The sequence below is a fragment of the Streptomyces sp. SID8352 genome, from assembly GCF_009862265.1.
Classification (GTDB): domain Bacteria; phylum Actinomycetota; class Actinomycetes; order Streptomycetales; family Streptomycetaceae; genus Streptomyces.
This window is the reverse complement of the sequence record NZ_WWGX01000041.1, coordinates 1-25,995: the sequence shown is the minus strand read 5'-3', so window position 1 is coordinate 25,995 and position 25,995 is coordinate 1. Positions and strand designations below refer to the sequence as shown.

Sequence of the window (25,995 nt, the reverse complement as noted above, 5' to 3'; positions counted from 1 at the left end):
TGCCGTCGTCCTGGGTGGTGGGGCAGTCCGGGACGTTGACGATGAGGTCGCGGGGGATGCTCAGCGCGGTCGCGTTGGAGCGGTCCTTGGCGACGTGCAGCAGGATCGTGGTGTCCGCGTGCCCGACGCTGTTCTTGTCGCCGTAGCCGTCGTTGCCGCTTCCGGTGCGCTTGTCGGTGCCGATCAGCAGGATGTTGATCGCCTTGTCCTTCTGGAAGCCGCCGGTGCTCGCGCCGTCGTCCGAGACGGACTGGATGTTGTCGTTGAGGTGCTCCAGGTAGAGGTAGCCCGCCGCGGCGGTGGCGAGGACCACGAACGCCATGGTGCCGCCGGACCAGAGCAGGATCTTCCTGGCCCGGGACTTCTTCTTCGCCGGGCGCTTGCGCCCGCGCCGTCCCGGCGGTGCCTCCTCGGAGGGGCGCCTCCGGCGCGGCGGGGGGACGTCGCGGCCCGGCGCGTCCGCGGGGGCGGCGGGGGAACCGGCGGGGGCCGTACGGCCCCGGGGGGCGCCGGAGCCGCTGGAGCGGGGTGTGCCGGACGCGCCGGAGCCGCCGGTCCTGCCCCGGCGGGGGCCGGGCACCGGCGGCTGCGGAGCGGATGGGGTCAGTCGCAGTTCGTATTCGCCGGTGGTCGGATTGAGCACCCACTGGTCTGCGGGGTCGATGCCCTCCGCACGCCCACGGCCTTGCGCGTCCACGGTTGTCCGATCCTCCGTAGGGGGACGCGGCGCCCTCCCCTCCGGGCGCCCGGTCTCGTCTCTGAGTGCGCGGCCGCGGGGCGAACCTCAAGGCCGGGCACACCGGATCGCTCACATTAACCGCCCGGTACGGAGCGCGGCGACGCCGGTGGGGCGTTCCGTGAAACTTACAACCGGGCAATACGCCCCATTCTTCCAGCGGATTCCCCCTGCCCCGCCCCGGCGTTGCGTGTGCCTTGTACCGCCTTGGCCGTCGCTTTACCCGGAAGGGGTGCGGGGGGACCGGTCGAGGCGGGGGAGGGGGTGCGCCCGGAACGGACGCGCCCCCTCCGCGATCCGGCCCGGTGTCAGCCGGCCACCACCGAGACCCGCTCCGCCTCGATCCGCGCGTCCAGCACGCCCTCCCCGGCCCGCTCCGGATGACGGCACAGCACCACCGAACCGCCGCTGGCCAGCGGTCCGTACAGCCCGGCGCTCAGCCCCTGCCAGGTGTCGTACGGCAGCCTCGACAGGACACGCGTTCCCGGCCCCGTGAGGCCCAGCCCCGCCGCCTCCGTCCGGGCCCGCTCCACGACCTCCGCGCCGCTGAACTCCCGTCCGGCCACGATCAGCGCGGGCTCCTCGGGGTCGACCGGCGCGTACGGCACGAAGCGGTCGCCCTGCCCCGGCACCTCCACGGCGTAGTCCGCGAACCCCGCCGGGACCTGCGGGAACCGCCCGCCCAGGGGGCGCAGCGCGAGCGCCATCCGGGCTCCCCGGCAGGTCCGCGCCGCCTCCAGCGACTCCGGGTCGGGGCCGCTCACGGCCACCTCGGCCGCCGCCGGATCGCCCGCCACGTCGGCGACCGCGCCGACCGACGCGCAGGCCAGCAGCCACACCGCCGTCTGCCAGTGGGCGGGCAGCAGCAGCGCGACCCGGTCGCCGGGTTCCACGGACAGCTCGTCCTGGAGCAGATTGGCGGTCTTGGCCACCCAGTTGGCGAAGGTGGCCACGGAGAGTTCGACGCGTTCGCCCGTGGCGTCGTCGTAGAAGGTCACCAGGGGGCGTCCCGGGTCCGCGGCGAGCGCGGAACTCAGCAGGTCGGCAGGGGTGCGATCGGTCGCGTTCACCCGCGCAAGCGTACGCGGGACGGCCCCTGCGCCGCTTTCCCCGGCCCCGGGCCGCCTCAGAGCCGTTCGATCCTCCGGGGGGCCATCCGAGGCGCCCGCCGCTCCGGCATCCGTCCGCTCAGCAGGACCAGCCGCGCCGCCCGGTGCCGCTGCCCCGCGTACGGCTCCAGCAGGCGCAGCATCTCCGCGTCGTCCGCGGTCCGGTCGCCGCCGAGCGCGTACCCCACGATCCCCGGCAGGTGCAGGTCCCCCACGGTCACCTCGTCCGCCGCCCCGTGGCTGCGCTGCACCGTCTCCGCCGACGTCCACGGGCCCACCCCGGGGACGGCCTCCAGCCGCGCCCGCGCCGCCACGGGGTCCATCCCGGCCGCCTCCTCCATCCGCGCGGCGACCCGTACGGCCCGCAGGACGGTGGACGCCCGCTTGTCGTCGACCCCGGCCCGGTGCCACTCCCAGGAGGGGATCAGCGCCCAGGTCCGCGCGGCCGGCATCACGGACATCGGTACCGGGACCGGTCCCGGCGCCGGTTCCCCGAACCGCCGTACGAGCAGCCGCCAGGCCCGGTACGCCTCCAGCGTCGTCACCTTCTGCTCCAGCACCGAGGGGATCAGCGACTCCAGCACCAGCCCGGTCCGGGTCAGCCGCAGCCCGGGCCGGCGGCGCGCCGTGACCGCCAGCAGGCGGTGCCGGGGCACGAACGCGTCCGGTTCGTCCCGCGCGCCCAGCAGTTCCGGCAGCCCCTCCAGCAGCCAGTCGGCCCCCGGACCCCATGCCTCGCCGCGCGCCTCGCCGCCGCGCGCGGAGATTCGCAGGGTGCCCGGTCCGGCGGGGGTGAGACCGGTCCGCCAGACCGAACCGTCGGGCATCGCCCGGAACGTCGGATCACCCGGCCCCCGCCGCAGCGGGCCGAGGACCAGGCCCAGTTCCAGCGGCCCGGGCGGCGTCCAGGTCCGCCCCCGTCCGCTCGCGCGGGCCGGCCGGGGCACCGCGGCGGGGGGCACGGCGACGGGTCCGCCGTGCACGCCGGTGCGCGGGGGCCGGGGGGAGAAACGTCCTGCCACGGGATTCCTGGGAGAGCTGGGAGAGAAGGGGGGCGGAGGGGGTGAGGGGCGGAGGGGGGAGCGGGAGACGCTACGAGCGTAGGCGCTCGCCGACGCCACCCGGGGCGCCCCGCCCGGCATAGTGACCGACCCCACCGTGCTCGGGCCCGCCGCGCCCCGCCGCCGGTCGGCGCCCCGTCCCGGCCGCCGGGTCGTGCCGCCGCCGCGGTCCGGTCCGTCACCGTCCGCACCCCGTTCCGCGTGGCCCGCGGTCGCGTTTCGCTGCGGTCTGCGGTCTGCGGTCTGCGGTCTGCGGTCTGCGGTCTGCGGTCTGCGGTCGTGCCACGTCCGGCCCGGATTCCGCCCGGCATCGCGACCGACCCCGCCGCGCTCCGGCCCGCCATCCGCGCAGTGACCGGTCCCATCGCGGCGGGNCGCCGCGGCCGGACCCGCTGTGCCGCGCCGCCGCCGCACGGCGCCTCGGGAGACCGGACCGCGCCCGGACCACGGCGCCCGGACCACCGGCGCCCGCGCCCACGGCCCCCGCGCCCGCGAACCACCGGCCCCCGCGCCCGGACCACCGCACCCCGGTCCGCCCCGTCGCCCCCTACCGCACCTCGATGAACGCCTCCGCCGTCCGCTCCGGCCGGGGCCGGGGCTCCTCGGCGGGGTGTCCGACGGCGACGGCGCCCATCGGGTCCCAGCCGGCCGGCAGGTCCAGCGCCTCGCGCACCACGTCCCGGCAGAACATCGTCGAGGAGACCCACGCCGAGCCGAGCCGCTCCCCGGCCAGGGCGACGAGGAGGTTCTGCACCCCGGCCCCGGCGGCGACCACGAACATCTCCCGCTCCGCCGCGTCCCGCCGCGCGTCCCCGTAGGTGTGCGAGCCGTCCATGACCAGGCAGGGCACGACGAGGTACGGCGCGGCGCGCAGCACGTCGCCGCGCCGCACCCGCCGGGCTATCGACTCCTCGTCCCTCCCGTCCCGCCGCAGGTCCGCGATCCAGGCGTCGCGCATCGCGTCCAGCAGCCGCAGCCGGGCCGGGGCCGACTCCAGCAGCACGAACCGCCAGGGGGTGGTGTGGTGCGGCGCGGGCGCCGTGACCGCCGCGGCCACCGCCCGGCGCACGGCCCCGGGGTCGACCGGCTCGTCGGTGAAGGCCCGTACCGTGCGGCGCTGGGTGACCGCCTGCCGCACCGCCTCCGAGGTGCCCAGCCGGAACATGTCGTCCCGCGCGCCGCGCACCAGGGCCCGCGCCCCCTCGCCGTCCCCGCCGGTCACCGCGTGCGTAAGGCCGCGGACGACGGCGACGGGCAGCCCGGCGGCCTTGCCCTTGACCAGGTCGCCCGCGGCGGCCAGCTCGTCGGCGGTGGCGACCACGGTGGCGCTGAGCGGATTGCCGTGCGCGTCGATGCCGCCGCGCAGATCGTCCAGGACGCGCACGCCCGCCGCCCCGATGGCCACATCGGTCAGCCCGGCCCGCCAGGGCCGCCCGAAGGTGTCGGTGACCACCACGCCGACCTCGACGCCCAGCGCCTCGCGCAGCCCCTCGCGCAGCCGCCGGGCGGAGGCGTCGGGGTCCTCGGGCAGCAGCAGCACGGTGCCGGGCTCGGTGTTGGAGGCGTCGACCCCGGCCGCCGCCATGATCAGTCCCTGGCGGTTCTCCACGATGCGCAGCGGACCGCGCCGGGCCACCACGCGCACGGTCTCCGCGTCGATGGCGGACTCCCGGTCGGCGGCCCGCACGATCCTGCCCTCGGCCTTGGAGACGATCTTGGAGGTGACGAGGAGCACGTCCCCGTCGGCCAGGCCGGGGCCGGTGGCGGCGATCAGCCCGGCCAGGTCGTCGCCGGGCCGGACCTCGGGGAGACCGGGCAGCGCCCACACCCGGTAGCCCGGCGCCCCGCCGCTCACGCCGTCCGCACCTCCTCTGCCATCGCCAGCGCCTCCCGGGCCATCGCGGCCGTCGCGTCGAGGTCGCTCATCATCAGCGGCACGGCGCGGCACAGGATGCCGGCGGCCCGGACGCGACCGACGGACTCCGCGTCGACCGTGTCGACCAGCCAGCCGTCGAGCAGGCCAGAACCGTAGTGCTCGGCGACCGCGGCGGCCGTGGACTCCACGCCGACCGCCGCCAGGACCTTGTCGGCCATGCCGCGCACGGGCGCGTCCCCGACGATCGGGGAGAGCCCCACCACCGGCACCCCGGCCTCGGCGATGGCCTCCCGGATGCCGGGCACCGCGAGGATGGTGCCGACCGAGACGACCGGGTTGGACGGCGGGAAGAGGATCACGTCCGCCTCCGCGAGGGCCTCCAGGACGCCCGGCGCGGGCTTGGCCTGCTCGGCGCCGACCGGGACGACGGCCTCGGCGGGCACCGAGGCGCGCAGCCGTACCCAGTACTCCTGGAAGTGGACCGCCTTGCGCTCGCCGTCCAGCTCGACGGCGACATGGGTCTCCACCCGGTCGTCCGTCATCGGGAGCAGGCGCACCCCGGGCTTCCAGCGGTCGCACAGCGCCTCGGTGACCGCGCTGAGCGGATATCCGGCGCCGATCATCTGGGTGCGCACGATGTGCGTGGCGAAGTCGCGGTCGCCCAGGCCGAACCACTCCGGGCCGACGCCGTACGCCGCCAGTTCCTCCTTGAGGTGGAAGGTCTCGTCGGCCCGCCCCCAGCCCTGCTCCTCGTTGATGCCGCCGCCCAGGGTGTACATCACCGTGTCGAGGTCCGGGCAGACCTTCAGCCCGAAGAGGTGGATGTCGTCCCCGGTGTTGCCGATGACCGTGATGTCCGCGTCCGGCGCGGCTTGCTTCAGACCGCGCAGGAACCGGGCACCACCGATGCCGCCTGCCAGAACCACAATGCGCATGTGCCCAGTCTGGCAGGCGGGTACGACAACGCGTCAGCCACTCGTCACGGAGCGGGTGCGGACGCGGGCTCCGCGGCACCGGCGCCCCGCGGGGCCGCGGCCGAGCAGCGCGCGGAGTGCATGGGCATCTCGGTCAGGCCCGGGTAGTAGACGTGCAGGCTGACGGCCGGTTCCAGCGCGTCGTTGACCACCTCGTGCGCGTAGCCCGGCGCGAACACCCGCTGCGCGCCCGCCGCCAGCGCCCGCGTACCGCGCCCGGTCCGCTCGGTCAGGACGCCGTCCAGGACGGTCAGGACCCCGGAGGAGGGGCCGTGGTCGTGCAGCCCGCTGCCCTGGCCGGGCACCCAGGACAGCAGCCACACCTCGTAGCCCGGCCCGGTGCGCAGCCGGTGGTACCAGCGCGAGGCCGTGTCGTAGCGGACGAGGTGCTCCCACTGGGAGCGGTCGGCGGCGATGGAGCGGGCGAGACCGACGAAGTCCGCGACGGTCTCCGGGTGCTCCCGCGGTGCCCGCAGGAGGTGCGGGACCTCAAGGAGGTCGCCGGCGATCTGGAGGTCGCTGTCGCTGTTCATGGGGTGGGGGTGTTCCTCGGCGGAAGGGTGCGGGGAAGAGGCGCGGCGGTGCGCGGCCAAGGCCCCGGAGGGCGGGAGGGAGCAGCCGGGCCGGAACTGGCCCGGGACAGCCGGAGCGCGGACGGCTCAACAGCTGGAACAGCGGCAACAGCTACAGCGGACCAGGGCAGCACCGTGGGACCCGGGGGTGCGGGTCGGGGCGAGCGCCGAGTTCGCGAGCATGCCCCCTAGGACAGCGGTTCACCCCCGCACTGTCAACTCGGTCCGGTTGTGTGCGACGTGTTTCACCACATCCGGTTCATCTGCCGGGGACGAGGTTTGCCCCTCCGCCTTCGGGGACACATGGCGCACAAGCCGGGTGCACAACCCATGTTGCGATCCCGTGATCCGAATGTGATCGGGCTCGCTTCGGCGCGTGTGACGGAACGGGAACGAATGGCGGTGCGTCCTCCCCTGTGCACGCCGGGCGCCGGGGCGGGTTCGCCGCCGCCCTTGGTGGCGCCCCGGGTTTATGCCGATTTGAACACTTACCGCATGACCTTGGTTCCGCAGAGTGAATAAGGGGCCCAATAGCAGATCCCGGCTTGACTCGCCCGGAGCAGCACACTTGTAATTTCACTCGTGTCGTTCGGCCGGAAACGATAACGGCCGGATCACGGGGACGCGAAAGACGGACGAGGGGCGCACATGACCGAGCTGGTGCAGCAACTGCTGGTCGACGACGCGGACGAGGAACTCGGCTGGCAGGAGCGCGCGCTCTGCGCCCAGACCGACCCCGAGTCGTTCTTCCCCGAGAAGGGCGGCTCCACCCGGGAGGCCAAGAAGGTCTGCCTCGCCTGCGAGGTCCGTTCCGAGTGTCTCGAATACGCCCTCGCCAACGACGAGCGCTTCGGCATCTGGGGCGGCCTCTCCGAGCGCGAGCGCCGGCGGCTGAAGAAGGCCGCGGTCTGACCGTCCGTCACGACGGCCGGTCCGGGCCTCCGTGATCCGTCCGGTATCTCCCCATACGTCATGAACGGCCCGTCGCGAGTGGGTTATCCACAGGCGGCGGGCCGTCGTGCCGGGCAGCCGATAGTGTGGTCGACCGACCGGGATGCCCCGCCGCCCCCAGGGGCACAGGCGTCCACCGCAGTCCAGCGAACCGGGGCCCGTACCTCGATGTCCGTGCACAGCCACACTGCGGCAGGCCAAGACCTCGCCGCCACACCAGAGTTCCCGCGTCACGTGGTGACGGCGGTCCTCGTCTCCCACGACGGATCCCGCTGGCTGCCCGACGCGCTCGCCGGCCTGCTCGGCCAGGACCGCCCCGTCCAGTACGCGGTGGCCGCCGACACCGGCAGCGCCGACGACTCCGCGCGGCTGGTCACCGAGGCCCTCGGCGACGACCGCGTGCTGCACCTCGCCCGGCGCACCGGTTTCGGCCAGGCCGTCGAGGAGGCCGCGCGCACCGCGCCCGTCCTCACCCCCGACGAGCTGCCGTACCTGAAGCGGCCGAGCGGCTGGGACCCGGTCGCGCGCACCTGGCGCCTCGACGCCTACGACCTCCCCGAACTGCCGCACGGCGAACCCGTGCAGTGGCTCTGGCTGCTCCACGACGACTGCGCCCCCGAGCCGGACGCCCTCTCCCACCTGCTCCGCGTCGTCGACAACGAGTACGAGCTGGGCCGCGAGGACGTCGCCGTCGTCGGCCCCAAGCTCCGCGGCTGGTACGACCGCAGGCAGCTGCTGGAGGTCGGCGTCTCCATCGCCAACTCCGGCCGTCGCTGGACCGGCCTCGACCGCCGCGAACAGGACCAGGGCCAGCACGACCACGTCCGGTCCGTCCTGGCCGTCTCCACCGCCGGCATGCTCGTCCGCCGGGACGTCTTCGAGCGGCTCGGCGGCTTCGACCGCCGACTGCCCCTCATGCGCGACGACATCGACCTGTGCTGGCGCGCCCACGCCGCGGGCCTGCGCGTCCTCGTCGCCCCCGACGCCGTCGTCCGCCACGCCGAGGCCGCCTCCCGAGAGCGCCGTACCGTCGACTGCGCGGGCCGCACCACCGCCTCCCCGCACAAGGTCGACAAGGCCGGCGCCGTCCACACCCTGCTCGTCAACACCCGCACCGCCGCCCTGCCCTGGGTCCTGTTCCGCGTCGTCCTCGGCACCCTGCTGCGGACCGTCGCCTACCTCGTCGGCAAGGCCCCCGGCCAGGCGCTCGACGAGATCCGCGGCCTGCTCGGCGTCCTGCTGCGGCCCGAGCGCGTCATCGCAGGACGCCGCGAGCGCGGCCGCCCCCAGGCCGACAAGGGCGAGCTGCGCCCCCTCTTCCCACCCCCCGGCGCCACCGTCCGGATCACCCTGGAGCAGTTCGCGGGCAACCTCGTCGGCAGCGCCGAAGCGGAGACCGGCGCGGGCGCCGGACGGCACGGCGGCGTCGAGTCCGGCCCCGGCGGCGACGACGCCGACTTCCTGGAGATCGAGCAGTTCGCCCGGCTCAAGCGCGTCGCCCGCAAGCCCGGCCCCGTCCTCTTCCTCGTCCTGCTGCTGGTCTCCCTGGCCGCCTGCCGCGCCCTGCTGGGCGGCGGCGCCCTGGCCGGCGGCGCCCTGCTGCCCGCCCCCGCCGGGGCCGGCGACCTCTGGGCGCGCTACCTGGACGCCTGGCACACCGTGGGCACCGGCGGCACCGCCTCCGCCCCGCCCTACCTCGCCCTCGTCGCCACCCTCGCCTCCGCGCTGCTCGGCTCCACCGGGCTCGCCCTCACCCTGCTGCTGATCGGCTCGGTGCCCCTGGCCGGGGTCACGGCCTACTTCGCCTCCCGGTCGCTGGTCCCCTCCCGGCTCCTGCGCGCCTGGGCGGCCGTCGCCTACGCCTTCCTGCCCGCCGCCACCGGTGCCCTCGCGGGCGGCCGCGTCGGCACCGCCGTCCTCGCCGTCCTCCTGCCGCTGATCGCCCGCGCGGGTGTCGCCGCCGCCGGCCTCACCGCCCCCGAGGGCACCCGCGGCACCTGGCGCGCCACCTGGGCGTACGCGCTGCTGCTCACGGTCACCACCGCCTTCACCCCCGTCGTCTGGCCCATCGCCCTGCTCCTGGGCCTCGGCGTGCTGGCGCTGCGCCGCGGCGACCTCACCGGCTACGGGCCGCGCTTCCTCGCCCAGCTCGGCACCCCGCTGCTGCTCCTGGCGCCCTGGTCGCTGACCCTGTTCCCGTCCGGCTTCCTCCAGGAGGCCGGGCTGCCCCACGGAGCCTCCGCCGCCTCCGCCCTCGACCTGCTCGGCGTGAGCCCCGGAGGCCCCGGCACCGTCGGCGGGCTCGTGCTCCTCGGCGTCGTGCTCGCCGCCCTGGCCGCCCTGCTGCGCTCCGAACGGCAGCTCGGCATCCGCACCGCCTGGGCCGCCGCACTCGCCGGGCTTCTCCTCGCCGTCCTCGCCAACCGCTCCGCCTGGGCGGGCCCCGCCACCCTGGTCTACGGGCTGGCGCTGCTGGCCGCCGCCGTCCTCGGCGCCGACGGGGCCCGCGCGCGGGTGGCCGAGCAGAGCTTCGGCTGGCGCCAGCCGGTCGCCGCCCTGATCGCCCTGGCCTGCGCCGTCGGCCCGCTCGTCTCGGCCCTCGGCTGGATGATCGGCGGCGCCGACGGGCCCCTGGAGCGGCGCAACCCCGTCCAGGTCCCGGCGTTCGTCGCCGAGGAGAGCGGCACCCGCGACCAGGCCCGCACCCTCGTCCTGGACAGCGACTCCGCCGCCCGCGTCGGCTACATGCTGGTCCGCGGCTCCGGGGTCCGCCTCGGCGACGGCGAACTGGTCGCCGACGGCGGCAACGACAGGCTCGACAAGGTCGTCGCCAACCTCGTCGCCGGGTCCGGCGCCGACCAGGCCGACCAGCTCGGCGGATTCGCCGTGCGCTACGTCCTCGTCCACAAGGGCGCCCCCCGCGAGATGACCCGCGTCCTGGACGCCACCCCCGGCCTGAGCAGGCTCAGCCAGCAGGACGGCAGCGGGCTGTGGCGGGTCGACCGCGAGGTCGCCCGCGCCACCGTCGTATCCGGCGACGGGGCGGACACCGACCCGCAGCCCGTCGCGGCCGGTCCGGTCGAGATCCACACCCGGATCGACGCCGGTGCCGAGGGCCGGGTGCTGCGCCTCGCGGACACCGCGGCCGAGGGCTGGACGGCCACCCTCGACGGCAAGCCGCTCACCCGCACCACCGTCGACGGCTGGGCCCAGGGCTTCCGGCTCCCCGCCTCCGGCGGACGGCTGGACGTCACCTTCGAGACTCCGTTCACCCACACCGTCTGGCTCTGGACCCAGGGCCTCCTCGGCCTGGTCCTGGTCGTCCTCGCCCTGCCCGGCAGGCGCCGCGACGTCGACGACGACCTGCCCGAGGAGGAGCCCGCTGCCCCGGCCGAGCCGGTCGCCGGCGAGGGCCGCCGGGCCCGGCGCCTGCGCGCGCAGGCCGAGGCGGAGGCCGCCGCGGCGGAGTCCGGGCCGGAGCCCGCGGCGGGCCCGGAGGCCGAGGGCTGGGAGACCGGCGCCCCGGCGGCCCCCGACTTCCCGCCCGCGTCCCCCGACCCGACCCCCGCCCCCGTCCCCGCCCAGCCCTCCTACGACGAGTGGGACGCCTCCGGCCGGACCGGCACCGGCTACGGCTCCCACGGCGGCGAGCCCTACCAGGAGCCCCCGCCGCCCTACGGACAGAGCGCTTACGGACAGCAGGGCTACGCGACGGACCCCTACCAGGACGGCGGGTACACCGCCCCGTACACCTACGGCACCCCGGCCGCCCAGGACGGCGACCAGGGCGGGGCGTACGACCCGGCGTACGGCGCGCAGCAGTACGGGCAGGGCGGATACGACGCCCCGTACGACCCCTCCGCCCCACCCCACCAGCCGCACGCCCCGGGCAGTGAGCGTCCGGACGGGAGCCAGCAGTGAAGCGCACAACCCTGTCCCTCATCGCGGGCACCGCGGCGCTCGCCGCCCTCACCGGATTCGCGTCGGTGGCCGCGCCCGGTCCCGCCGCCCCGGAGGCCGCCGGACCGGCCGCCCGCCTGCCCGTGGAGCGCAGCAGCCTGCTGTGCCCGGCGCCCAGCGGCTCCGACCTCGCGGAGACGGCCTACACCTCCTTCACACCCGTCACTCCGGGCGCGGGCGACAAGGGCGGTGCCCGGCTCACCGCCGCGCCCGTCGGCGGGGGCGGCACCGGCAAGGACGGCAAGGCCGCGAAGCCCGTCGTCCAGCCCCAGGCCCCCGGCAAGCCGGCCACCGGCGAGGTCTCCGGCCCCGGAGCCACCGCCCTCGCCGGGATCGCCGAGGGCGGCTCCGCCCCGGGCTGGACCGTGCAGCAGACCACCGAGGTCGCCGCGGGCACCGGCCGGGGCCTGCTGGGCGTCGCCTGCACCGCGCCGGACACCGACTTCTGGTTCCCCGGCGCCAGCACCTCCGCCGACCGCACGGACTACGTCCACCTCACCAACCCCGACGGCTCGGCGGCCGTCGTCGACATCGAGCTGTACGGCAAGGACGGCGCGGTGAAGTCGACGGTGGGGGAGGGCGTCACGGTGCCGCCGCACGGCAGCCAGGCGCTCCTGCTCTCCACCCTGGGCGAGACCAAGGAGGACGACCTCACCGTGCACATCGGGGTGCGCAGTGGCCGGGTCGGTGCCGCGGTGCAGGCCCTGGACGCGAAGCTGGGCGGCGACTGGCTGACGGCCGCCGCGCCCCCGGCGGGCAGCCTGGTGCTGCCGGGCATCCCCAAGGACGCCACGGCGGTGCGCCTGGTGCTGTTCACCCCCGGCGGGACCGACGCCGACCTGAAGGTGCGCCTGGCCGCGCCGTCCGGCTCGATCACCCCCGCGCAGCAGCAGACGGTGCACGTCAAGGCGGGCATGACGACGGGCGTGGAGCTCGGTGACCTCACCCGGGGCGAGGCAGGGTCCCTGCTGCTCACGCCCACCGGGGGCGCCGTGCCGGTGGTGGCCGCGCTGCGCGTGGTGCGGGGCAAGGGGGACGGCCGGGAGTCGGCGTTCATCCCGGCCGCCACCCCGGTCGCGGCCCGCGCCACCGCCGCGGACAACCGCGCCAAGGGCACCACGCTCTCGCTGACGGCGCCGGAGGGGACCGCCCAGGTGAAGGTCACCGCCTCGGCGGGCAGCGGGGGCGGGACGGCCGCCTCGAAGACGTACACCGTCAAGGGCGGCACCACCCAGGACGTGGAGGCGCCGGTGCCGGCCGGGCTGAAGGGCACCTACGCGCTCACCGTCGAGCCGGTGTCCGGCGGCCCGCTCTACGCGGCCCGCACCCTTGCGGTCCCCGTCGGCGACGCGGCGGCCTTCACGGTGCAGGTCCTGCCGGACGACCGGGGCATGGTCGCCGTGCCGAGGGCGGAGCAGGACCTCTCGGTACTGCAACGCTGACGAGGTCGCGGGGCCCGGCCGCGCCGGGAGCGGGAGAGGCCGCGAGGGTCCCGGGCGGGGCACGGAGGTCGGCGCCGGGCCGGGACCGGGAGAGCGGAGGCGCGGGCCCCGCCGGGAGCGGGGGACGGCCCGCCCACGGGGGCCGACGGCCCACGGCGTGCGAGGGACGGCCGGAAGCGGTCCGCGCGGCCCGGACACTCGTCCCGGAGCCCGGAGCCCGGAGCCCGGAGCCCGGAGCCCGGAGCCCGGAGCCCGGAGCCCGGAGCCCGGCGTGGGTGTCTCCGTGTGGTGGACAGGCCCGGTCCGGGGGGCCTGTGCGGTCCCCTTTGGACCCGACCGCCGTTGAACCCGACCGCCGTTCCGGCGCCCCGGCCGCGCCCGGCTCTCGTGTCGCCCTGTCGCGCCGGTCCGCTCGGCCCCGGCCGTCCGCCCCGCCCCGATCCGGCGTTCGGCCGTGACCGGTTCCGGGCGGTCGGGTGTCAGTCCTCGCCGTACCGGGGGTCCACCGTCTCGGGCGTCAGCCCCAGCAGCTCCGCGACCTGCTCGACGACGACCTCGTGCACCAGCGCGGCCCGCTCGTCGCGCCCCTTGCTGCGGATCTCGACCGGCCGCCGGTAGACCACCACCCGCGCCGGTCCGCCGTCCCGCGCGGGCACCGTTCCGCCCAGCGGCACGGCCTCGTCGTTCCAGCCCTGCCCGGCCGCGCCGTCCAGTCGCGGCACCTCCAGGACGAGGAAATCGATGTCGGCGAGCTGCGGCCAGCGCCGTTCCAGGCGTTCCACGGAGTCCTGCACCAGCTCCGCGAACAGGTCGGCGCGGCTCGCGGCGAGCGGGACCTGGGGCGGCGCGATCGGGCCGCGCATCCCACGGCCGTGACGATCACGACGGCGGGGTCCTGGGCGGCCGGCCCCATCACGGGGCGTCACGGGGTTGTCCATCACTGGTGAAGGGTAGTCCCCGCCCGCTCCCGGCGCCGGTCCGTCGCCGCCGGGCCGCCCGGCCACCCCCGTCCGCCCCGCGCCCGGTTCCCGTCCCCCGCCGTCGGCCGACGGCGCGGAGCCGCCCGGGAAGCGGCCCCGAGCGGGAGGGACCCGGTCCCCGCGGGAAGGCGGAACCGGTCTCCGCGGGGGAGACGGATCGCGCGGCGACCCCGGAAGCGGCCCCGGACCCGGCCCCGGATCCGCCGGGAGCGGCCCGACCGTCCGTCACGACGCGCCCGGCGCCCCGACGCACGTCACATGATGACCGTTCAAGCCAAGGTCGGACTCGATTCGGTATCCCTCGACGACCGCGCCGCCCAAGGCAATTGCCATTGTTTGTATCGTGTGATGACCGGTTCCGGGATCGCCCACCCCCTCGGAAGCGGACGTCGGCGCAGGTCGCCACGGAGCGCCGACCGGGGTGAGGGTCCGTTTCACGCCACGACACGGAGGTGTGACCTGGTGGAGAGTCATCGCGGCCCGCTCAAGAGTGCGGTACCGTCCAACATCGTGAGCCCTGTACGTCGCTGTTCGCGCACCGCCTGCGGCCGTCCCGCCGTCGCGACGCTGACGTACGTCTACGCCGACTCGACCGCGGTCCTCGGCCCGCTCGCCACCTACGCCGAGCCCCACTGCTACGACCTGTGCGCCGAGCACTCCGAGCGCCTCACCGCGCCGCGCGGCTGGGAGGTCGTCCGGCTTCTCGACTCCTCGGCCCCGGCCCGCCCCAGCGGCGACGACCTGGAGGCGCTCGCCGACGCCGTGCGCGAGGCGGCCCGCCCCCAGGAGCGGGCGGCACAGGCCGGCGGCGGGGCCCGCACCGCCGATCCGAGGGAGGTCGCGCGCCGCGGCCACCTGCGGGTCCTGCGCTCACCGGACAACTGAGCCCGGTCCGCGCCGAGCGGGGTCCCCTCCTTCCGCGCCGCCCGGGGCACCGCGCGCCGGTCCGCCGACGCCTGCGGGTAGTTTGTGGGCATCCACAGGACTTCGAGGAAGGCTGGCCGTGGCTGCTGATCTGTCGCAGATCGTCAAGGCGTACGACGTACGCGGGGTGGTCCCGGACCAGTGGGACGAGGCCACGGCCGAGCTGTTCGGCGCCGCCTTCGCCGAACTGACCGGCGCGGACGCCGTCGTCGTCGGGCACGACATGCGGCCGTCCTCGCCCGGTCTCTCCGCCGCCTTCGCCCGCGGCGCGGCGGCCCTCGGCGCCGATGTCGTCCTGATCGGCCTGTGCTCCACGGACCAGCTCTACTACGCCTCCGGCGCGCTGGACCTGCCCGGCGCCATGTTCACCGCCTCCCACAACCCGGCCCGCTACAACGGCATCAAGCTGTGCCGCGCGGGCGCCGCCCCGGTCGGCCAGGACACCGGACTCGCGGAGATCCGCGCCCTGGTGGAGCGCTGGACCGCCGAGGGCCCCCCGGCCCCCGCGGCCCGCCAGGGCACCGTGCGGCACCGCGACACGCTGGGCGACTACGCGGCCCACCTGCGCTCGCTGGTCGACCTCACCGGCATCCGGCCGCTGAGGGCCGTCGTCGACGCGGGCAACGGGATGGGCGGCCACACCGTCCCCACCGTCCTCGAAGGACTGCCGGTGGACCTGGTGCCGATGTACTTCGAACTGGACGGCACCTTCCCCAACCACGAGGCCAACCCGCTCGATCCGGCCAACCTCGTCGACCTCCAGCGGCGCGTCCGCGAGGAGGGCGCCGACCTCGGGCTCGCCTTCGACGGCGACGCCGACCGTTGCTTCGTCGTCGACGAGCACGGCGACCCGGTCCCGCCGTCCGCGATCACCGCCCTGGTGGCCGCCCGCGAGCTGGCCCGCAACGGCGGCAAGGGCACGATCATCCACAACCTGATCACCTCCTGGTCCGTGCCCGAGGTGGTCCGGGAGCACGGCGGCACCCCGGCCCGCACCCGCGTCGGCCACTCCTTCATCAAGGCCGAGATGGCCCGCACCGGGGCGATCTTCGGCGGCGAGCACTCCGCGCACTACTACTTCCGTGACTTCTGGAACGCGGACACCGGCATGCTGGCCGCCCTGCACGTCCTCGCCGCCCTCGGCGGACAGCCGGAGCCGCTCTCCGCCCTCGTCGCCCAGTACGACCGCTACGCCGGCTCCGGGGAGATCAACTCCACCGTCGCCGACCAGACCGCCCGCCTGGCCGCGCTCCGGGCCGCCTACGAGGGGCGCGACGGCGTCGCCCTGGACGAGCTGGACGGCCTCACCGTCACGGCCGGCGACTGGTGGTTCAACGTCCGACCCTCCAACACCGAGCCGCTGCTCCGCCTGAACGCGGAGGCCCGCGACGAGGCGACGATGGCCAAGGTGCGGGACGAGGCCCTGGCGATCATCCGCGCGTAGCCGACGGTCCGGTCGGCGACCGCACGGCCCGGTCCGCGACCGCACGGCCCGGTCCGCCCCGCACGCGCGCCTCCGGCCGGGCCGGTTCCCTAGCCGGCCTCCGGCCGGGCCGCTCGCCCATCTCCGGCCGGGCGGACCCGGCCATGGCCCGCCTCCGGCCCCGCCCCGTCCCGTCGCCTCCGGCCCCGCCCCGTCCCACCCGGTCCCGCCCCGTCCCACCAGGACCGGCCCGCCCCCCGTCCGGTACCTCCGGCGGGCGGGCCCCGCCCCCGTGCCGCGCCCGGCGCGCGGAGGGCCCGACACCCGCTCCCGACCGGCGGTACCCTGACCAGCACATCAGCCCGTACCGCACCGCCCCGAAGGGAACCCTCATGCCGCTCGAAGCCGGCCTCCTGGAGATCCTCGCCTGCCCGGCCTGCCACGCCCCCCTCACGGAGCAGGACGCCGAGCTGGTCTGCACCGGCGGGGACTGCGGCCTGGCCTACCCGGTCCGCGACGGCATCCCCGTCCTCCTCGTCGACGAGGCCCGCCGCCCCGAGTAGTCGCCGTGACCGGTGAGGCCCGCCGCCCCGCGACCGGCCGCACGGCCCCCGCCGCGCCGTCCGCGCACGCCCCCGCGCGCGAGGTCCGCGCCGCCCCGCGGGGCCGCGCGCCCGACGCCGCGCACCACCCGGCGCGCCCTCCCGGCCACCGCACCCCCGCCGGATCGCCCGCCCCCGAGGGGTCACGCACCCCCACGGGGTCACGCGGCCCCGGCGAACCACGCCCCCCAAGAGGACCGACGGCCGGCGCCCCGCAGCCGACGACCGGGCGCCCGCGCAACCGAACGAACGCCACCGGCGATCGGAGACTGCCGCCATGCTCGACGAATCGCTGCTCGACGACCCCGACCGCCTCACCAGGGCCGACCGCCGCGGCCTGCTCCGCGGCGCCGCCGAGGCCGGGGCCAGGGTCCGCACCGCCGCCCGGCACGCCGCCGAGGCCGGGGTCGGCGCCCTACGGCCGGACGGCCGCCCCCGCGCCGTCCTGATCGCCGGTCCCGGGGCCGCCGCCACCCATGCCGCCGACCTCCTCGGCACTCTGGCCGGAGCGGGCAGCCCCGTCATCCGCCTCGCCCCCACCGGCGTGGCCCCCGCCGCGGGCGCCCTGCGCTGGGAACTGCCCGGCTGGGCCGGCTCCGTCGACCTCCTGCTGATCACCACCCCCGACGGCGGTGAGCCCGGCCTCGCCCTGCTCGCGGAACAGGCCTACCGCCGCGGCTGCACCGTCGTGGCGGTCGCCCCCGGCGGCTCCCCGCTCAGCGAGACCGTGAACGGCTCCCGGGGTCTGCTCATCCCCATGGCGACCACCCCCTACGACCACGACGAGCCGCTCGCCGGAGCCGCCCCCGGCGTCCTGTGGGCCCTGCTCACCCCGCTGCTCGCCCTGCTCGACCGCACCGGTCTGCTCGACGCGCCGCCCGACGCCGTCGACCGCGTCGCGGACCGCCTCGACCGGGTCGCCGAGCGCTGCGGGCCCGCCGTCCCCGCCTACGGCAACCCCGCCAAGACCCTCGCGGCCGAACTGGCCGAATCCCTCCCGGTGGTGTGGACCGAGGGCACCTCGGCCGGTCCGGCCGGCCGCCGCTTCGCCGCCGCCCTCGCGGAACTCGCCGGCGCCCCGGCCGTCGTCGCCGCCCTGCCCGAGGCACTGGACGCGCACAACGCCCTGCTGGCCGGGCGCCTCGCCGCGGGCGCCGACCCCGACGACTTCTTCCGCGACCGCGTCGAGGAGTCCCCCGCCCTGCACGCGCGCGTGGTGCTGCTGCGCGACCGCCCCACCGGGGGCCTCACCGCCGCCCCCGCCGCCCGCGAACTGGCCCTCGGCCACGACACGCCGATCAGCGAGCTCGAACCCGAGGCGGGCGGCGAACTGGAGACCCTGGCGGAACTGATCGCCATCACGGATTTCGCCGCCGTTTACCTGGCGCTCGCCTCGGGCGCCTGACCTCTACGCACACTCCGTACACGCGCCCACGCACGTCCCGTACGGGGGAAACGCACCGTCAGAGAGAGCCCATGTACCGCCTCGACAACACCGTCCGCCCCTACGCCTGGGGCTCCACCACCGCCCTCCCCGCCCTGCTCGGCACCGAGCCCACCGGCGAACCGCAGGCGGAGATGTGGATGGGCGCCCACCCCGGCGCCCCCTCCCGCACCGATCACGGCACCCTCGCCGCGCTCATCGACGCCGACCCCGGCGCCGAACTCGGCCCCGCCACCGTCGCCCGGTTCGGCCCCCGCCTGCCCTTCCTCCTGAAGCTGCTGGCCGCCGGGGCCCCGCTCTCCCTCCAGGTCCACCCCGACCGGGAGCAGGCCCGCGAGGGCTACGCGGACGAGGAGCGCCGCGGCATCCCCCTGGACGCCCCCCACCGCAACTACCGCGACGCCGGTCACAAGCCCGAACTCGTCTGCGCCCTCACCGACTTCGAGGGCCTGTGCGGCTTCCGCCCCCCGGCCGAGACCGCCGACCTGCTCGACGCCCTCGGAGTCCCCTCCCTCAAGCCCTACGCCGACCTGCTGCGTGCCCGGCCCGCGGACGCCGCCCTCCGCGAGGCCCTCACCGCCGTCCTCACCGCCGACCCCGAGGCCATGGCCCGCACCGTGGAGGAGACCGCCGAGGCGTGCGCCCTCCTCGGCGGCGCCCACGCGCCCTACGCCGGGATCGCCCGCCACTACCCCGGTGACCCCGGGGTGCTCGCCGCGCTGCTCCTCAACCACGTCCGGCTCCGCCCCGGCGAGGCCCTCTACCTGGGCGCCGGGGTCCCGCACGCCTACCTCGACGGGCTCTCCGTCGAGATCATGGCCAACTCCGACAACGTCCTGCGCTGCGGCCTCACCCCCAAGCACGTCGACGTCCCCGAACTCCTGCGCGTCGTCCGCTTCGAGTCCGGCCGCCCCGCCGTCCTGCGCCCCGAGGCCACCCCCGACGGCGAGGAGCCGTACGACACCCCGGCCGAGGAGTTCCGCCTCTCCCGGTACCTGCTGACCGGCACGGCGGCCCCCCGCGACCTGACCCGGGACGCCCCGCAGATCCTGCTGTGCGTCGAGGGGGCCGTCCGGGCGGGCGGGCACCGCCTCACCCCCGGCCGGTCCGTCTTCGTCCCGGCGGGCGAGCGGGCCGAAGTCGCGGGTACCGGCACGCTGTTCCGCGCCACCGTCCCCGTCTGACCGCGCCCTCCAGCGGCCGGCCCGCCCGTCCGGGCGCCTTCCCGTCGGCCCGGCCCGCGGCCCCCGGGCCGGGCTGCGACAATGTCCCACCGCGTAAGTACGGAGCACCGCGGTTCCGGGCCCGGCCCGGAGGGCGTACGCGCGCAACCGGCGCGCGGAGTGCGGACACGCGGACCGATGCGAAGGGAACCACGCGACACATGAGCGCGTCAGGCGGCACCAAAGCGATCATGGCGGCACTCGGCGCCAACCTCGCCATCGCGGTAGCGAAGTTCGTGGCGTTCGCGTTCAGCGGCTCGTCGTCGATGCTCGCGGAGGGCGTGCACTCGCTCGCCGACTCCGGGAACCAGGCGCTGCTGCTGGTCGGCGGCAAGCGCGCCCAGCGCGAGGCCACCCCGCAGCACCCCTTCGGCTACGGCCGCGAGCGCTACGTCTACGCCTTCCTCGTCTCCATCGTGCTCTTCTCGGTCGGCGGCATGTTCGCCCTCTACGAGGGCTACGAGAAGATCAAGAACCCGCACGAGATCGAGCACTGGTACTGGCCGGTCGGCGTCCTGGTCTTCGCCATCATCGCCGAGGGCTTCTCCTTCCGCACCGCCATCAAGGAGTCCAACTCCCTGCGCGGCCAGCTCTCCTGGAAGGACTTCATCCGCCGCGCCAAGGCCCCCGAGCTGCCCGTCGTCCTCCTGGAGGACTTCGGAGCCCTGGTCGGCCTCGTCCTCGCCCTCGGCGGCGTGGGCCTGGCCCTGCTCACCGGCGACGGCGTCTGGGACGGCGTCGGCACCCTCTGCATCGGTGTGCTGCTCATCCTGATCGCCCTGGTGCTGGCCGCCGAGACCAAGTCCCTGCTGCTCGGTGAGTCCGCCGGCACCGAGGAGGTCCGCCGGATCGAGGCCGCGACCGTCGACGGGGAGACCGTCACCCGCCTCATCCACATGCGCACCCTCCACCTCGGCCCCGAGGAACTCCTCGTCGCCGCGAAGATCGCCGTCCGCCACGACGGCACGGCCACCGAGATCGCCGCGGCCATCGACGCCGCCGAGGCCCGCATCCGCGAGGCCGTCCCGATCGCCCGCGCCGTCTACCTCGAACCGGACATCTACAGCGAGGCCGAAGCGGCCCGGGGCGCCGACCCCGACGCCACCCCGGGCGGCCCGGCCGGCCGCCCCTCCGGGGATCACTGACCTCCCCGTCCTCCCGTCCGCCGGGCCCCGTCGCACTCCCGCGGCGGGGCCCGGCGCGTTCCGCGCGCGGCGGCACCTGTCCGGATCTCCTCCCCCGGGCGGGCTGGGGCCGGACGGCCCGCCGGTGTAGCTTGGGACGGAGCCAGACGTCGCTGCTGATGGCGGTCGGGCGGTCCCGCGGGACCGTCCGAGGGAGAGAGGGCCTCCGACGGACTGCGCTGCGCGTACGCGGGCATGCCCGTGCCCGTCCGGGGCACCCTGTGTCCGCCGCCGCGCAGATCAGCCGATCCCACCTCGCCCCCGATCCGAGGAGCAGCCCGTAATGACGACTGTCGACAGCCGACAGGACTTCAAGGTCGCCGACCTCTCCCTGGCCGCGTTCGGCCGCAAGGAGATCACGCTCGCCGAGCACGAGATGCCCGGCCTGATGGCCATCCGCGAGGAGTACGCGGCCACGCGGCCGCTGGCCGGTGCCCGGGTGACCGGTTCCCTGCACATGACGGTGCAGACCGCCGTGCTGATCGAGACGCTGGTGGCGCTGGGCGCCGAGGTCCGCTGGGCGTCGTGCAACATCTTCTCCACCCAGGACCACGCCGCCGCGGCCATCGCCGTCGGCCCGAACGGCACCCCGGACGACCCGCAGGGCGTCCCGGTCTTCGCCTGGAAGGGCGAGACGCTCCAGGAGTACTGGTGGTGCACGGAGCAGGCGCTGACCTGGCCGGACAGCCCCACCGGCGGCCCGAACATGATCCTGGACGACGGCGGTGACGCCACCCTCCTGGTGCACAAGGGCGTGGAGTACGAGAAGGACGGCAAGGTCCCCTCCCCGGACACGGCCGAGTCCGACGAGCACCGGGTGATCCTCGAACTGCTGACCCGAACGGTCGCCGAGGAGCCGCAGAAGTGGACCCGGCTGGCCTCGGAGATCCGCGGCGTGACCGAGGAGACCACCACCGGCGTGCACCGCCTGTACGAGATGCACCGCGAGGGATCGCTGCTCTTCCCGGCGATCAACGTGAACGACGCGGTGACCAAGTCGAAGTTCGACAACAAGTACGGCTGCCGCCACTCCCTGATCGACGGCATCAACCGCGCCACGGACACCCTGATCGGCGGCAAGACCGCCGTGGTCTGCGGCTACGGCGACGTCGGCAAGGGCTGTGCGGAGTCCCTGCGCGGCCAGGGCGCCCGCGTGATCGTCACCGAGATCGACCCGATCTGCGCGCTGCAGGCCGCGATGGACGGATACCAGGTCGCGACGCTCGACGACGTCGTGGAGACGGCGGACATCTTCGTCACCACCACGGGCAACAAGGACATCATCATGGCCTCCGACATGGCCCGGATGAAGCACCAGGCCATCGTGGGCAACATCGGCCACTTCGACAACGAGATCGACATGGCGGGCCTGGCCGCCACGCCGGGCATCGTCAAGGACGAGGTGAAGCCGCAGGTCCACACCTGGACCTTCGCGGACGGCAAGGTCATCATCGTCCTGTCCGAGGGCCGCCTGCTCAACCTGGGCAACGCGACCGGCCACCCGTCGTTCGTCATGTCCAACTCGTTCGCGGACCAGACGCTGGCCCAGATCGAGCTGTTCACCAAGCCCGACGCGTACCCGACCGACGTCTACGTGCTGCCCAAGCACCTCGACGAGAAGGTCGCCCGCCTCCACCTCGACGCCCTCGGGGTCAGGCTGACCACCCTCCGCCCGGAGCAGGCCGACTACATCGGCGTCAAGGTCGAGGGCCCCTACAAGCCGGACCACTACCGCTACTAGGCCCTTGCACACCGGCCCGGGGGGCGCCGTACCCGACGGCACCCCCTCCGGCCGGCCCCGAGCCCGGAAACAGGCCCCCGCACCCCCGTGCCGGGGGCCTGCCCCGTCGCCGGACCACCGGAGGGTGGCCCGGCCGACCGTCACGACCCAGGACCTCCATGCCCAGCGGCCGCTACGCGCTCCATGATCCGCACGACCACACCCTCCTCGCGGAGGAGCACTTCCAGTGCGCCCCCGGGCCCTCCGGCTGGCGCTACGTCTCCCGGCTGACCACACCCGAGGGGGAGCAGCGGGGCTCCGTCGACCTCGCCCTGGACGGACTGGGCCGCCCGATCCGGCTCGAACTGCGCGCCGCGGGCTGGCAGGTGCGGGGCGCGGCGCTGGACGGTGTCACCTGGGTCCGCACCGACCCGGCCGGCGCCGACGCGGCCGAGGGCAATGTGCGCGCCCACGCCTTCACCGGCGGCTCCCCGGCCTTCCTCGTCGCCACCGCCCGCCTCCTGCGCCTCACCCCCTCCGCGGCCGCCACCCGGGTACGCCTCGTCGCCCTCACGGAACCGGTCCTCGCCCCCCGCACCGTGGACCAGTCCTGGGCCCTGCTGAAGAGCGAAGCACACCCCACTGACAGCGGCCCCCTCGTCGTGGAGGAGTACGAGGTCACCGCCCTCGACACGGGGGAGCGGTACAGCGTGCACCTCGCCGGGGACGTCGTGCTCGCGGCCCCCGGAGTCGAGCTGGAGGATCTGGAGTCGCCGCCGTCGGCCTTCCCCTGAGCCCCGCCGCGCACCACCGGGCGCCAGCCGCGCGCGTCCCCCGCGCCGGGCGTCGCCTGCGCCGGGCGTCACCCGCGCCGGGCCTCACCCGCGCCGACCGTCGGCCGCGCCCCGTCCGGGTGGGGGCAGCTCATGCCGGCGGGACGAAGCCCGTCCCGGGCCGTCCGCCGGAGTCCGGGCCCCTTTCCTCACCGGACCGTCCCGCCTCCGGAGCGGCGCCGGAACCGCCCTGCGGGGGAGCGGAGGGCCGCGGCGCGGAGAACGGCGGCGCGGGGGCCCCGGCGGGACCGGCCGGGGTGGCGGGGTCCTGGGGGTGCGCCGCGCCGGGAGCCGCGCCGGCGGCCCCGTACGGAGTAGCACCGGGAGCCCCGTACGGAGCAGCACCTGGGGCCCCGTACGGAGCAGCGCCGGGGGCGGGACCCGGAGCCGCGTGGGCGGGCCCTCCGAAGTACGGGGTCGTCCCGCGGCCCGCGCCGGCACTCCCGGCACCCCCGGCGCCGAAGGTCCGCCGGGCCTCCCGGACCTGCCGCTCCTGGAGCACCGCCGCCAGATAGGCGTCCGCCGGAACGCCCTGGGGAGCGGGCGTGCCCGTCCGTACCGCGACATCGGCGGCGAGCCGGTCGGCCATGGCACGGCCGACCGCCGGGTCCAGCTGCCCCCTCCGCGTCAGGTACTGGCGGACGGCGAGCCACAGGCCGTCCGGGACCGCCGAAAGGTCCAGCTCCGAGAACCGCCCGGCCAGCCAGGGCGGGGGCGGCGGCACGAACCCGGCCGGAGCCGAGGGCACCCGCTCCCGCACCACCAGCGTCCCCGCGAAGACGTCGCCGAGCCGCCGCCCGCGTTCCGAGGCCAGCGAGGCGACACAGGCGACCGCGCCGAACGTCATCAGGATCTCGACCACCCCGATCAGCCCGCGCACCAGCGCGTGCCGGAACCGGATCGGCCCCCCGTCGTCCCGCACCACCCGCAGACCGCAGGCAGCCTTCCCGAGCGACCGCCCGTGGCTCAGCGTCTCCACCGCGACCGGCGCCCCCACCAGTACCAGCACGAACGCCGCGATCGACAACGCGGTCCGGGCCGCCGTGTCCAGGGAGGCGGTGGCGGTCAGCAGACCGACACCCACGCCCACGTAGACGACCAGGGCCGCGGCCAGATCGACCAGGACGGCCAGCGCCCTGCTGGGCAGCCGCGCCGGACGCAGTTCCAGCGCCACCGCCTCGCCCGTCACCAGCTCGCTCACCGCATGCCGCCCTTCCCCGAACGCCGTGGTCCCGGCCCAGTCTGCCAAGCTGATCCGGAACGCATCCCATACGACAAGCTGATCCGCGTCGGACTGATCCACGACAGAATGATCCGCGCGAGCCTCCGACGAGAGCCGAGGAGCAGGCCACGATGGACCTCGACGTCTTCGTCTCCGCCCACCGGTCGGAGTGGGACCGCCTCGACGCCCTGCTCAGGCGCGGCCGGCGGCTGACCGGTGCCGAGGCCGACGAACTCGTCGCCCTCTACCAGCGCACCGCCACCCATCTCTCCCTGATCCGGTCCAGCGCCCCCGACCCGCAGCTCACCGGGCGGCTCAGCCGGCTGGTGGCTCGCGCGCGGGCCACCGTGACCGGCACCCGGCGGGCCTCCTGGCGCGACGCCACCCGCTTCCTGACCCGCGACTTCCCGGCCGCCGTCCACCGCGCGCGCCACTGGTGGGTGCCCACCGCACTGCTGTCCACGGCCGTGGCCGTCCTCCTCGGCTGGTGGATCGGCACCCACCCCGAGGTGCAGTCCGCCATCGCCGCGCCCGACGAACTGCGGGAGCTGACCCGCCCCGGCGGCGAGTACGAGACCTACTACTCCTCCCACCCGGCGGCCTCCTTCGCCGCGCAGGTCTGGACGAACAACGCCTGGGCCGCCGCGCTCTGCCTGATCCTCGGCGTCTTCCTGGGACTGCCGGTCCTCTGGGTCCTCTTCCAGAACATGCTCAACCTGGGGGTCGGCCTCGGCCTGATGTCGTCCGCGGGCCGCCTCGACACCTTCCTCGGCCTGGTCCTGCCGCACGGGCTGCTCGAACTCACCGCCGTCTTCGTGGCCGCCGGTACGGGACTGCGGCTGGGCTGGACCGTGATCGACCCGGGCCCGCGCACCCGCCGCACCGCGCTGGCGGAGGAGGGCCGCGCCGCCCTGGGCATGGCGATCGGGCTCGCCCTGGTGCTGTTCGTCTCCGGTGCGATCGAGGGCTTCGTGACCCCGTCCGGCCTGCCCACCTGGGCCCGCGTCGCCATCGGGGTGGCGGTGGAGCTGGCGTTCCTCGCGTACGTCTTCGTCCTGGGCGGACGCGCCGCCCGCGCCGGCGACACGGGTGACATCGAGGAGTCCGAGCGCAGCGCGACGCTGCCGATGGCCGCCTGATGTGCGTGTACGCCGGATGACCTGCTAGTGTCCTCATCGTTCCCGGACGAGCCGTTGACACGGAGCGCTCGGGGAGGTAGATTTGAACAGTTGCCTGTAGACGGGTTCACCCCAGAGGGCGACTTGACGAAACTATCAGCCTCCGGAATCGCAGAATTCGCGGAAGCTCTCCCGATGAATCGGAATGGAAGCCGGTAAGACCGGCGGAAATTCTCTGATAGGGTCGGAACCGCCGGAAAGGGAAACGCGGAAGCGGGAACCTGGAAAGCACCGAGGAAATCGGGTCGGAAAGATCTGATAGAGTCGGAAAAGCAAGACCGAAGGGAAAGCGCCCGGAGGAAAGCCTGAGAGAGTATCTCGGGTGAGTACAAAGGAAGCGTCTGTTCCTTGAGAACTCAACAGCGTGCCAAAAGTCAACGCCAGATATGTTGATACCCCGACCTGATCGGATCTCCGACCGGGTTGAGGTTCCTTTGAAACACACAGCGAGGACGCTGTGAACGACCGGACTATTCCTCCGGTTGTTCCGCTCCCGTGAAAAGCATTCACGGAGAGTTTGATCCTGGCTCAGGACGAACGCTGGCGGCGTGCTTAACACATGCAAGTCGAACGATGAACCG

General features: G+C 75.4%; 20 protein-coding genes and 1 rRNA gene. 13 read left to right on the top strand and 8 right to left on the bottom strand.

The window, feature by feature from the left end; translation table 11 throughout:
• The 6 genes from GTY84_RS14175 to GTY84_RS14150 form a co-directional block, all read right to left on the bottom strand.
• On the bottom strand, nt 1-697 hold a 697-nt coding region (locus GTY84_RS14175; protein WP_345943430.1), incomplete at its 3' end, for an LCP family protein.
• A 347-nt stretch (nt 698-1,044) separates the two neighbouring features.
• On the bottom strand, nt 1,045-1,806 hold the full coding sequence (locus tag GTY84_RS14170) for a TIGR03089 family protein (RefSeq protein WP_161226617.1): 762 nt from the start codon (nt 1,804-1,806) through the stop codon (nt 1,045-1,047).
• A gap of 56 nt (nt 1,807-1,862) precedes the next feature.
• Nucleotides 1,863-2,867 carry a DNA-3-methyladenine glycosylase 2 family protein gene (locus GTY84_RS14165; RefSeq protein WP_161226616.1) on the bottom strand — a complete coding sequence of 335 codons (1,005 nt, stop codon included), beginning with the start codon at nt 2,865-2,867 and terminating at the stop codon, nt 1,863-1,865.
• Between the two features lie 586 nt (nt 2,868-3,453).
• Complete coding sequence (locus GTY84_RS14160) at nt 3,454-4,761, bottom strand: coenzyme F420-0:L-glutamate ligase (protein ID WP_161226615.1); 1,308 nt, start codon at nt 4,759-4,761, stop codon at nt 3,454-3,456.
• Nucleotides 4,758-5,717 carry a 2-phospho-L-lactate transferase gene (gene cofD / locus GTY84_RS14155; RefSeq protein ID WP_161226614.1) on the bottom strand — a complete coding sequence of 320 codons (960 nt, stop codon included), beginning with the start codon at nt 5,715-5,717 and terminating at the stop codon, nt 4,758-4,760. Before cofD ends, GTY84_RS14160 begins: the two co-directional genes overlap by 4 nt.
• A 44-nt stretch (nt 5,718-5,761) precedes the next feature.
• Complete coding sequence (locus tag GTY84_RS14150) at nt 5,762-6,289, bottom strand: cysteine dioxygenase family protein (RefSeq protein WP_161226613.1); 528 nt, start codon at nt 6,287-6,289, stop codon at nt 5,762-5,764.
• 687 nt (nt 6,290-6,976) lie between these two features.
• Between GTY84_RS14150 and GTY84_RS14145 the strand changes: the two genes are divergently transcribed.
• The 3 genes from GTY84_RS14145 to GTY84_RS14135 all read left to right on the top strand — a co-directional run bounded on the left by GTY84_RS14145 (nt 6,977) and on the right by GTY84_RS14135 (nt 12,681).
• Nucleotides 6,977-7,240: a WhiB family transcriptional regulator gene (locus GTY84_RS14145; RefSeq protein WP_003975777.1), complete on the top strand. Its 264-nt coding sequence runs from the start codon at nt 6,977-6,979 to the stop codon at nt 7,238-7,240.
• Between the two features lie 207 nt (nt 7,241-7,447).
• A complete protein-coding gene (locus GTY84_RS14140; protein WP_161226612.1) occupies nt 7,448-11,200 on the top strand; it encodes a glycosyltransferase family 2 protein in 3,753 nt (1,250 codons plus the stop codon).
• Complete coding sequence (locus GTY84_RS14135; RefSeq protein WP_161226611.1) at nt 11,197-12,681, top strand: DUF5719 family protein; 1,485 nt, start codon at nt 11,197-11,199, stop codon at nt 12,679-12,681. The genes GTY84_RS14140 and GTY84_RS14135 overlap by 4 nt, the downstream gene beginning before the upstream one ends.
• Before the next feature lie 479 nt (nt 12,682-13,160).
• Here GTY84_RS14135 and GTY84_RS14130 read toward each other — a convergent pair whose 3' ends face one another.
• Nucleotides 13,161-13,619 (bottom strand): metallopeptidase family protein, encoded by a 459-nt coding sequence (locus GTY84_RS14130; RefSeq protein ID WP_161226618.1) that lies wholly within the window; start codon nt 13,617-13,619, stop codon nt 13,161-13,163.
• Nucleotides 13,620-14,123: 504 nt separating this feature from the next.
• On the opposite strand from GTY84_RS14130, the gene GTY84_RS14125 reads away from it, so the two are divergent.
• The 8 genes from GTY84_RS14125 (at nt 14,124) to GTY84_RS14085 (ending at nt 22,975) form a co-directional block, all read left to right on the top strand.
• On the top strand, nt 14,124-14,546 hold the full coding sequence (locus GTY84_RS14125; protein ID WP_161226610.1) for a DUF3499 domain-containing protein: 423 nt from the start codon (nt 14,124-14,126) through the stop codon (nt 14,544-14,546).
• A 118-nt stretch (nt 14,547-14,664) separates the two neighbouring features.
• The gene (locus GTY84_RS14120; RefSeq protein ID WP_161226609.1) at nt 14,665-16,029 is read left to right on the top strand and encodes a phosphomannomutase/phosphoglucomutase; all 1,365 of its coding nucleotides are present in this window, start codon (nt 14,665-14,667) and stop codon (nt 16,027-16,029) included.
• Nucleotides 16,030-16,400: 371 nt separating this feature from the next.
• A complete protein-coding gene (locus tag GTY84_RS14115; RefSeq protein WP_161226608.1) occupies nt 16,401-16,571 on the top strand; it encodes a Trm112 family protein in 171 nt (56 codons plus the stop codon).
• A gap of 316 nt (nt 16,572-16,887) precedes the next feature.
• The gene (locus GTY84_RS14110; RefSeq protein ID WP_161226607.1) at nt 16,888-18,015 is read left to right on the top strand and encodes an SIS domain-containing protein; all 1,128 of its coding nucleotides are present in this window, start codon (nt 16,888-16,890) and stop codon (nt 18,013-18,015) included.
• Nucleotides 18,016-18,086: 71 nt separating this feature from the next.
• Nucleotides 18,087-19,238 carry a mannose-6-phosphate isomerase, class I gene (gene manA, locus GTY84_RS14105; protein WP_161226606.1) on the top strand — a complete coding sequence of 384 codons (1,152 nt, stop codon included), beginning with the start codon at nt 18,087-18,089 and terminating at the stop codon, nt 19,236-19,238.
• A gap of 200 nt (nt 19,239-19,438) precedes the next feature.
• Nucleotides 19,439-20,422 carry a cation diffusion facilitator family transporter gene (locus tag GTY84_RS14100; protein WP_161226605.1) on the top strand — a complete coding sequence of 328 codons (984 nt, stop codon included), beginning with the start codon at nt 19,439-19,441 and terminating at the stop codon, nt 20,420-20,422.
• 322 nt (nt 20,423-20,744) lie between these two features.
• The gene (gene ahcY / locus GTY84_RS14090; RefSeq protein WP_161226604.1) at nt 20,745-22,202 is read left to right on the top strand and encodes an adenosylhomocysteinase; all 1,458 of its coding nucleotides are present in this window, start codon (nt 20,745-20,747) and stop codon (nt 22,200-22,202) included.
• 158 nt (nt 22,203-22,360) lie between these two features.
• Nucleotides 22,361-22,975, top strand: a complete 615-nt coding sequence (locus GTY84_RS14085; RefSeq protein WP_161226603.1) for a hypothetical protein — start codon at nt 22,361-22,363, stop codon at nt 22,973-22,975.
• 130 nt (nt 22,976-23,105) lie between these two features.
• Here GTY84_RS14085 and GTY84_RS14080 read toward each other — a convergent pair whose 3' ends face one another.
• Nucleotides 23,106-24,215 carry an RDD family protein gene (locus tag GTY84_RS14080; RefSeq protein WP_161226602.1) on the bottom strand — a complete coding sequence of 370 codons (1,110 nt, stop codon included), beginning with the start codon at nt 24,213-24,215 and terminating at the stop codon, nt 23,106-23,108.
• Between the two features lie 152 nt (nt 24,216-24,367).
• Between GTY84_RS14080 and GTY84_RS14075 the strand changes: the two genes are divergently transcribed.
• Together GTY84_RS14075 and GTY84_RS14070 are read left to right on the top strand one after the other, a co-directional pair.
• Nucleotides 24,368-25,375 (top strand): stage II sporulation protein M, encoded by a 1,008-nt coding sequence (locus tag GTY84_RS14075; protein WP_161226601.1) that lies wholly within the window; start codon nt 24,368-24,370, stop codon nt 25,373-25,375.
• Nucleotides 25,376-25,919: 544 nt separating this feature from the next.
• Nucleotides 25,920-25,995, top strand: a 16S ribosomal RNA gene (locus GTY84_RS14070); the annotation flags it as partial.

Coding starts and splice junctions, on each gene's coding strand:
- GTY84_RS14145 (WP_003975777.1), top strand. CDS start 6,977: ATGACCGAGCTGGTGCAGCAACTGCTGGTCGACGACGCGGACGAGGAA.
- GTY84_RS14130 (WP_161226618.1), bottom strand. CDS start 13,619: ATGGACAACCCCGTGACGCCCCGTGATGGGGCCGGCCGCCCAGGACCC.
- cofD (WP_161226614.1), bottom strand. CDS start 5,717: ATGCGCATTGTGGTTCTGGCAGGCGGCATCGGTGGTGCCCGGTTCCTG.
- GTY84_RS14140 (WP_161226612.1), top strand. CDS start 7,448: ATGTCCGTGCACAGCCACACTGCGGCAGGCCAAGACCTCGCCGCCACA.
- GTY84_RS14115 (WP_161226608.1), top strand. CDS start 16,401: ATGCCGCTCGAAGCCGGCCTCCTGGAGATCCTCGCCTGCCCGGCCTGC.
- GTY84_RS14150 (WP_161226613.1), bottom strand. CDS start 6,289: ATGAACAGCGACAGCGACCTCCAGATCGCCGGCGACCTCCTTGAGGTC.
- GTY84_RS14110 (WP_161226607.1), top strand. CDS start 16,888: ATGCTCGACGAATCGCTGCTCGACGACCCCGACCGCCTCACCAGGGCC.
- manA (WP_161226606.1), top strand. CDS start 18,087: ATGTACCGCCTCGACAACACCGTCCGCCCCTACGCCTGGGGCTCCACC.
- GTY84_RS14075 (WP_161226601.1), top strand. CDS start 24,368: ATGGACCTCGACGTCTTCGTCTCCGCCCACCGGTCGGAGTGGGACCGC.
- GTY84_RS14100 (WP_161226605.1), top strand. CDS start 19,439: ATGAGCGCGTCAGGCGGCACCAAAGCGATCATGGCGGCACTCGGCGCC.
- ahcY (WP_161226604.1), top strand. CDS start 20,745: ATGACGACTGTCGACAGCCGACAGGACTTCAAGGTCGCCGACCTCTCC.
- GTY84_RS14085 (WP_161226603.1), top strand. CDS start 22,361: ATGCCCAGCGGCCGCTACGCGCTCCATGATCCGCACGACCACACCCTC.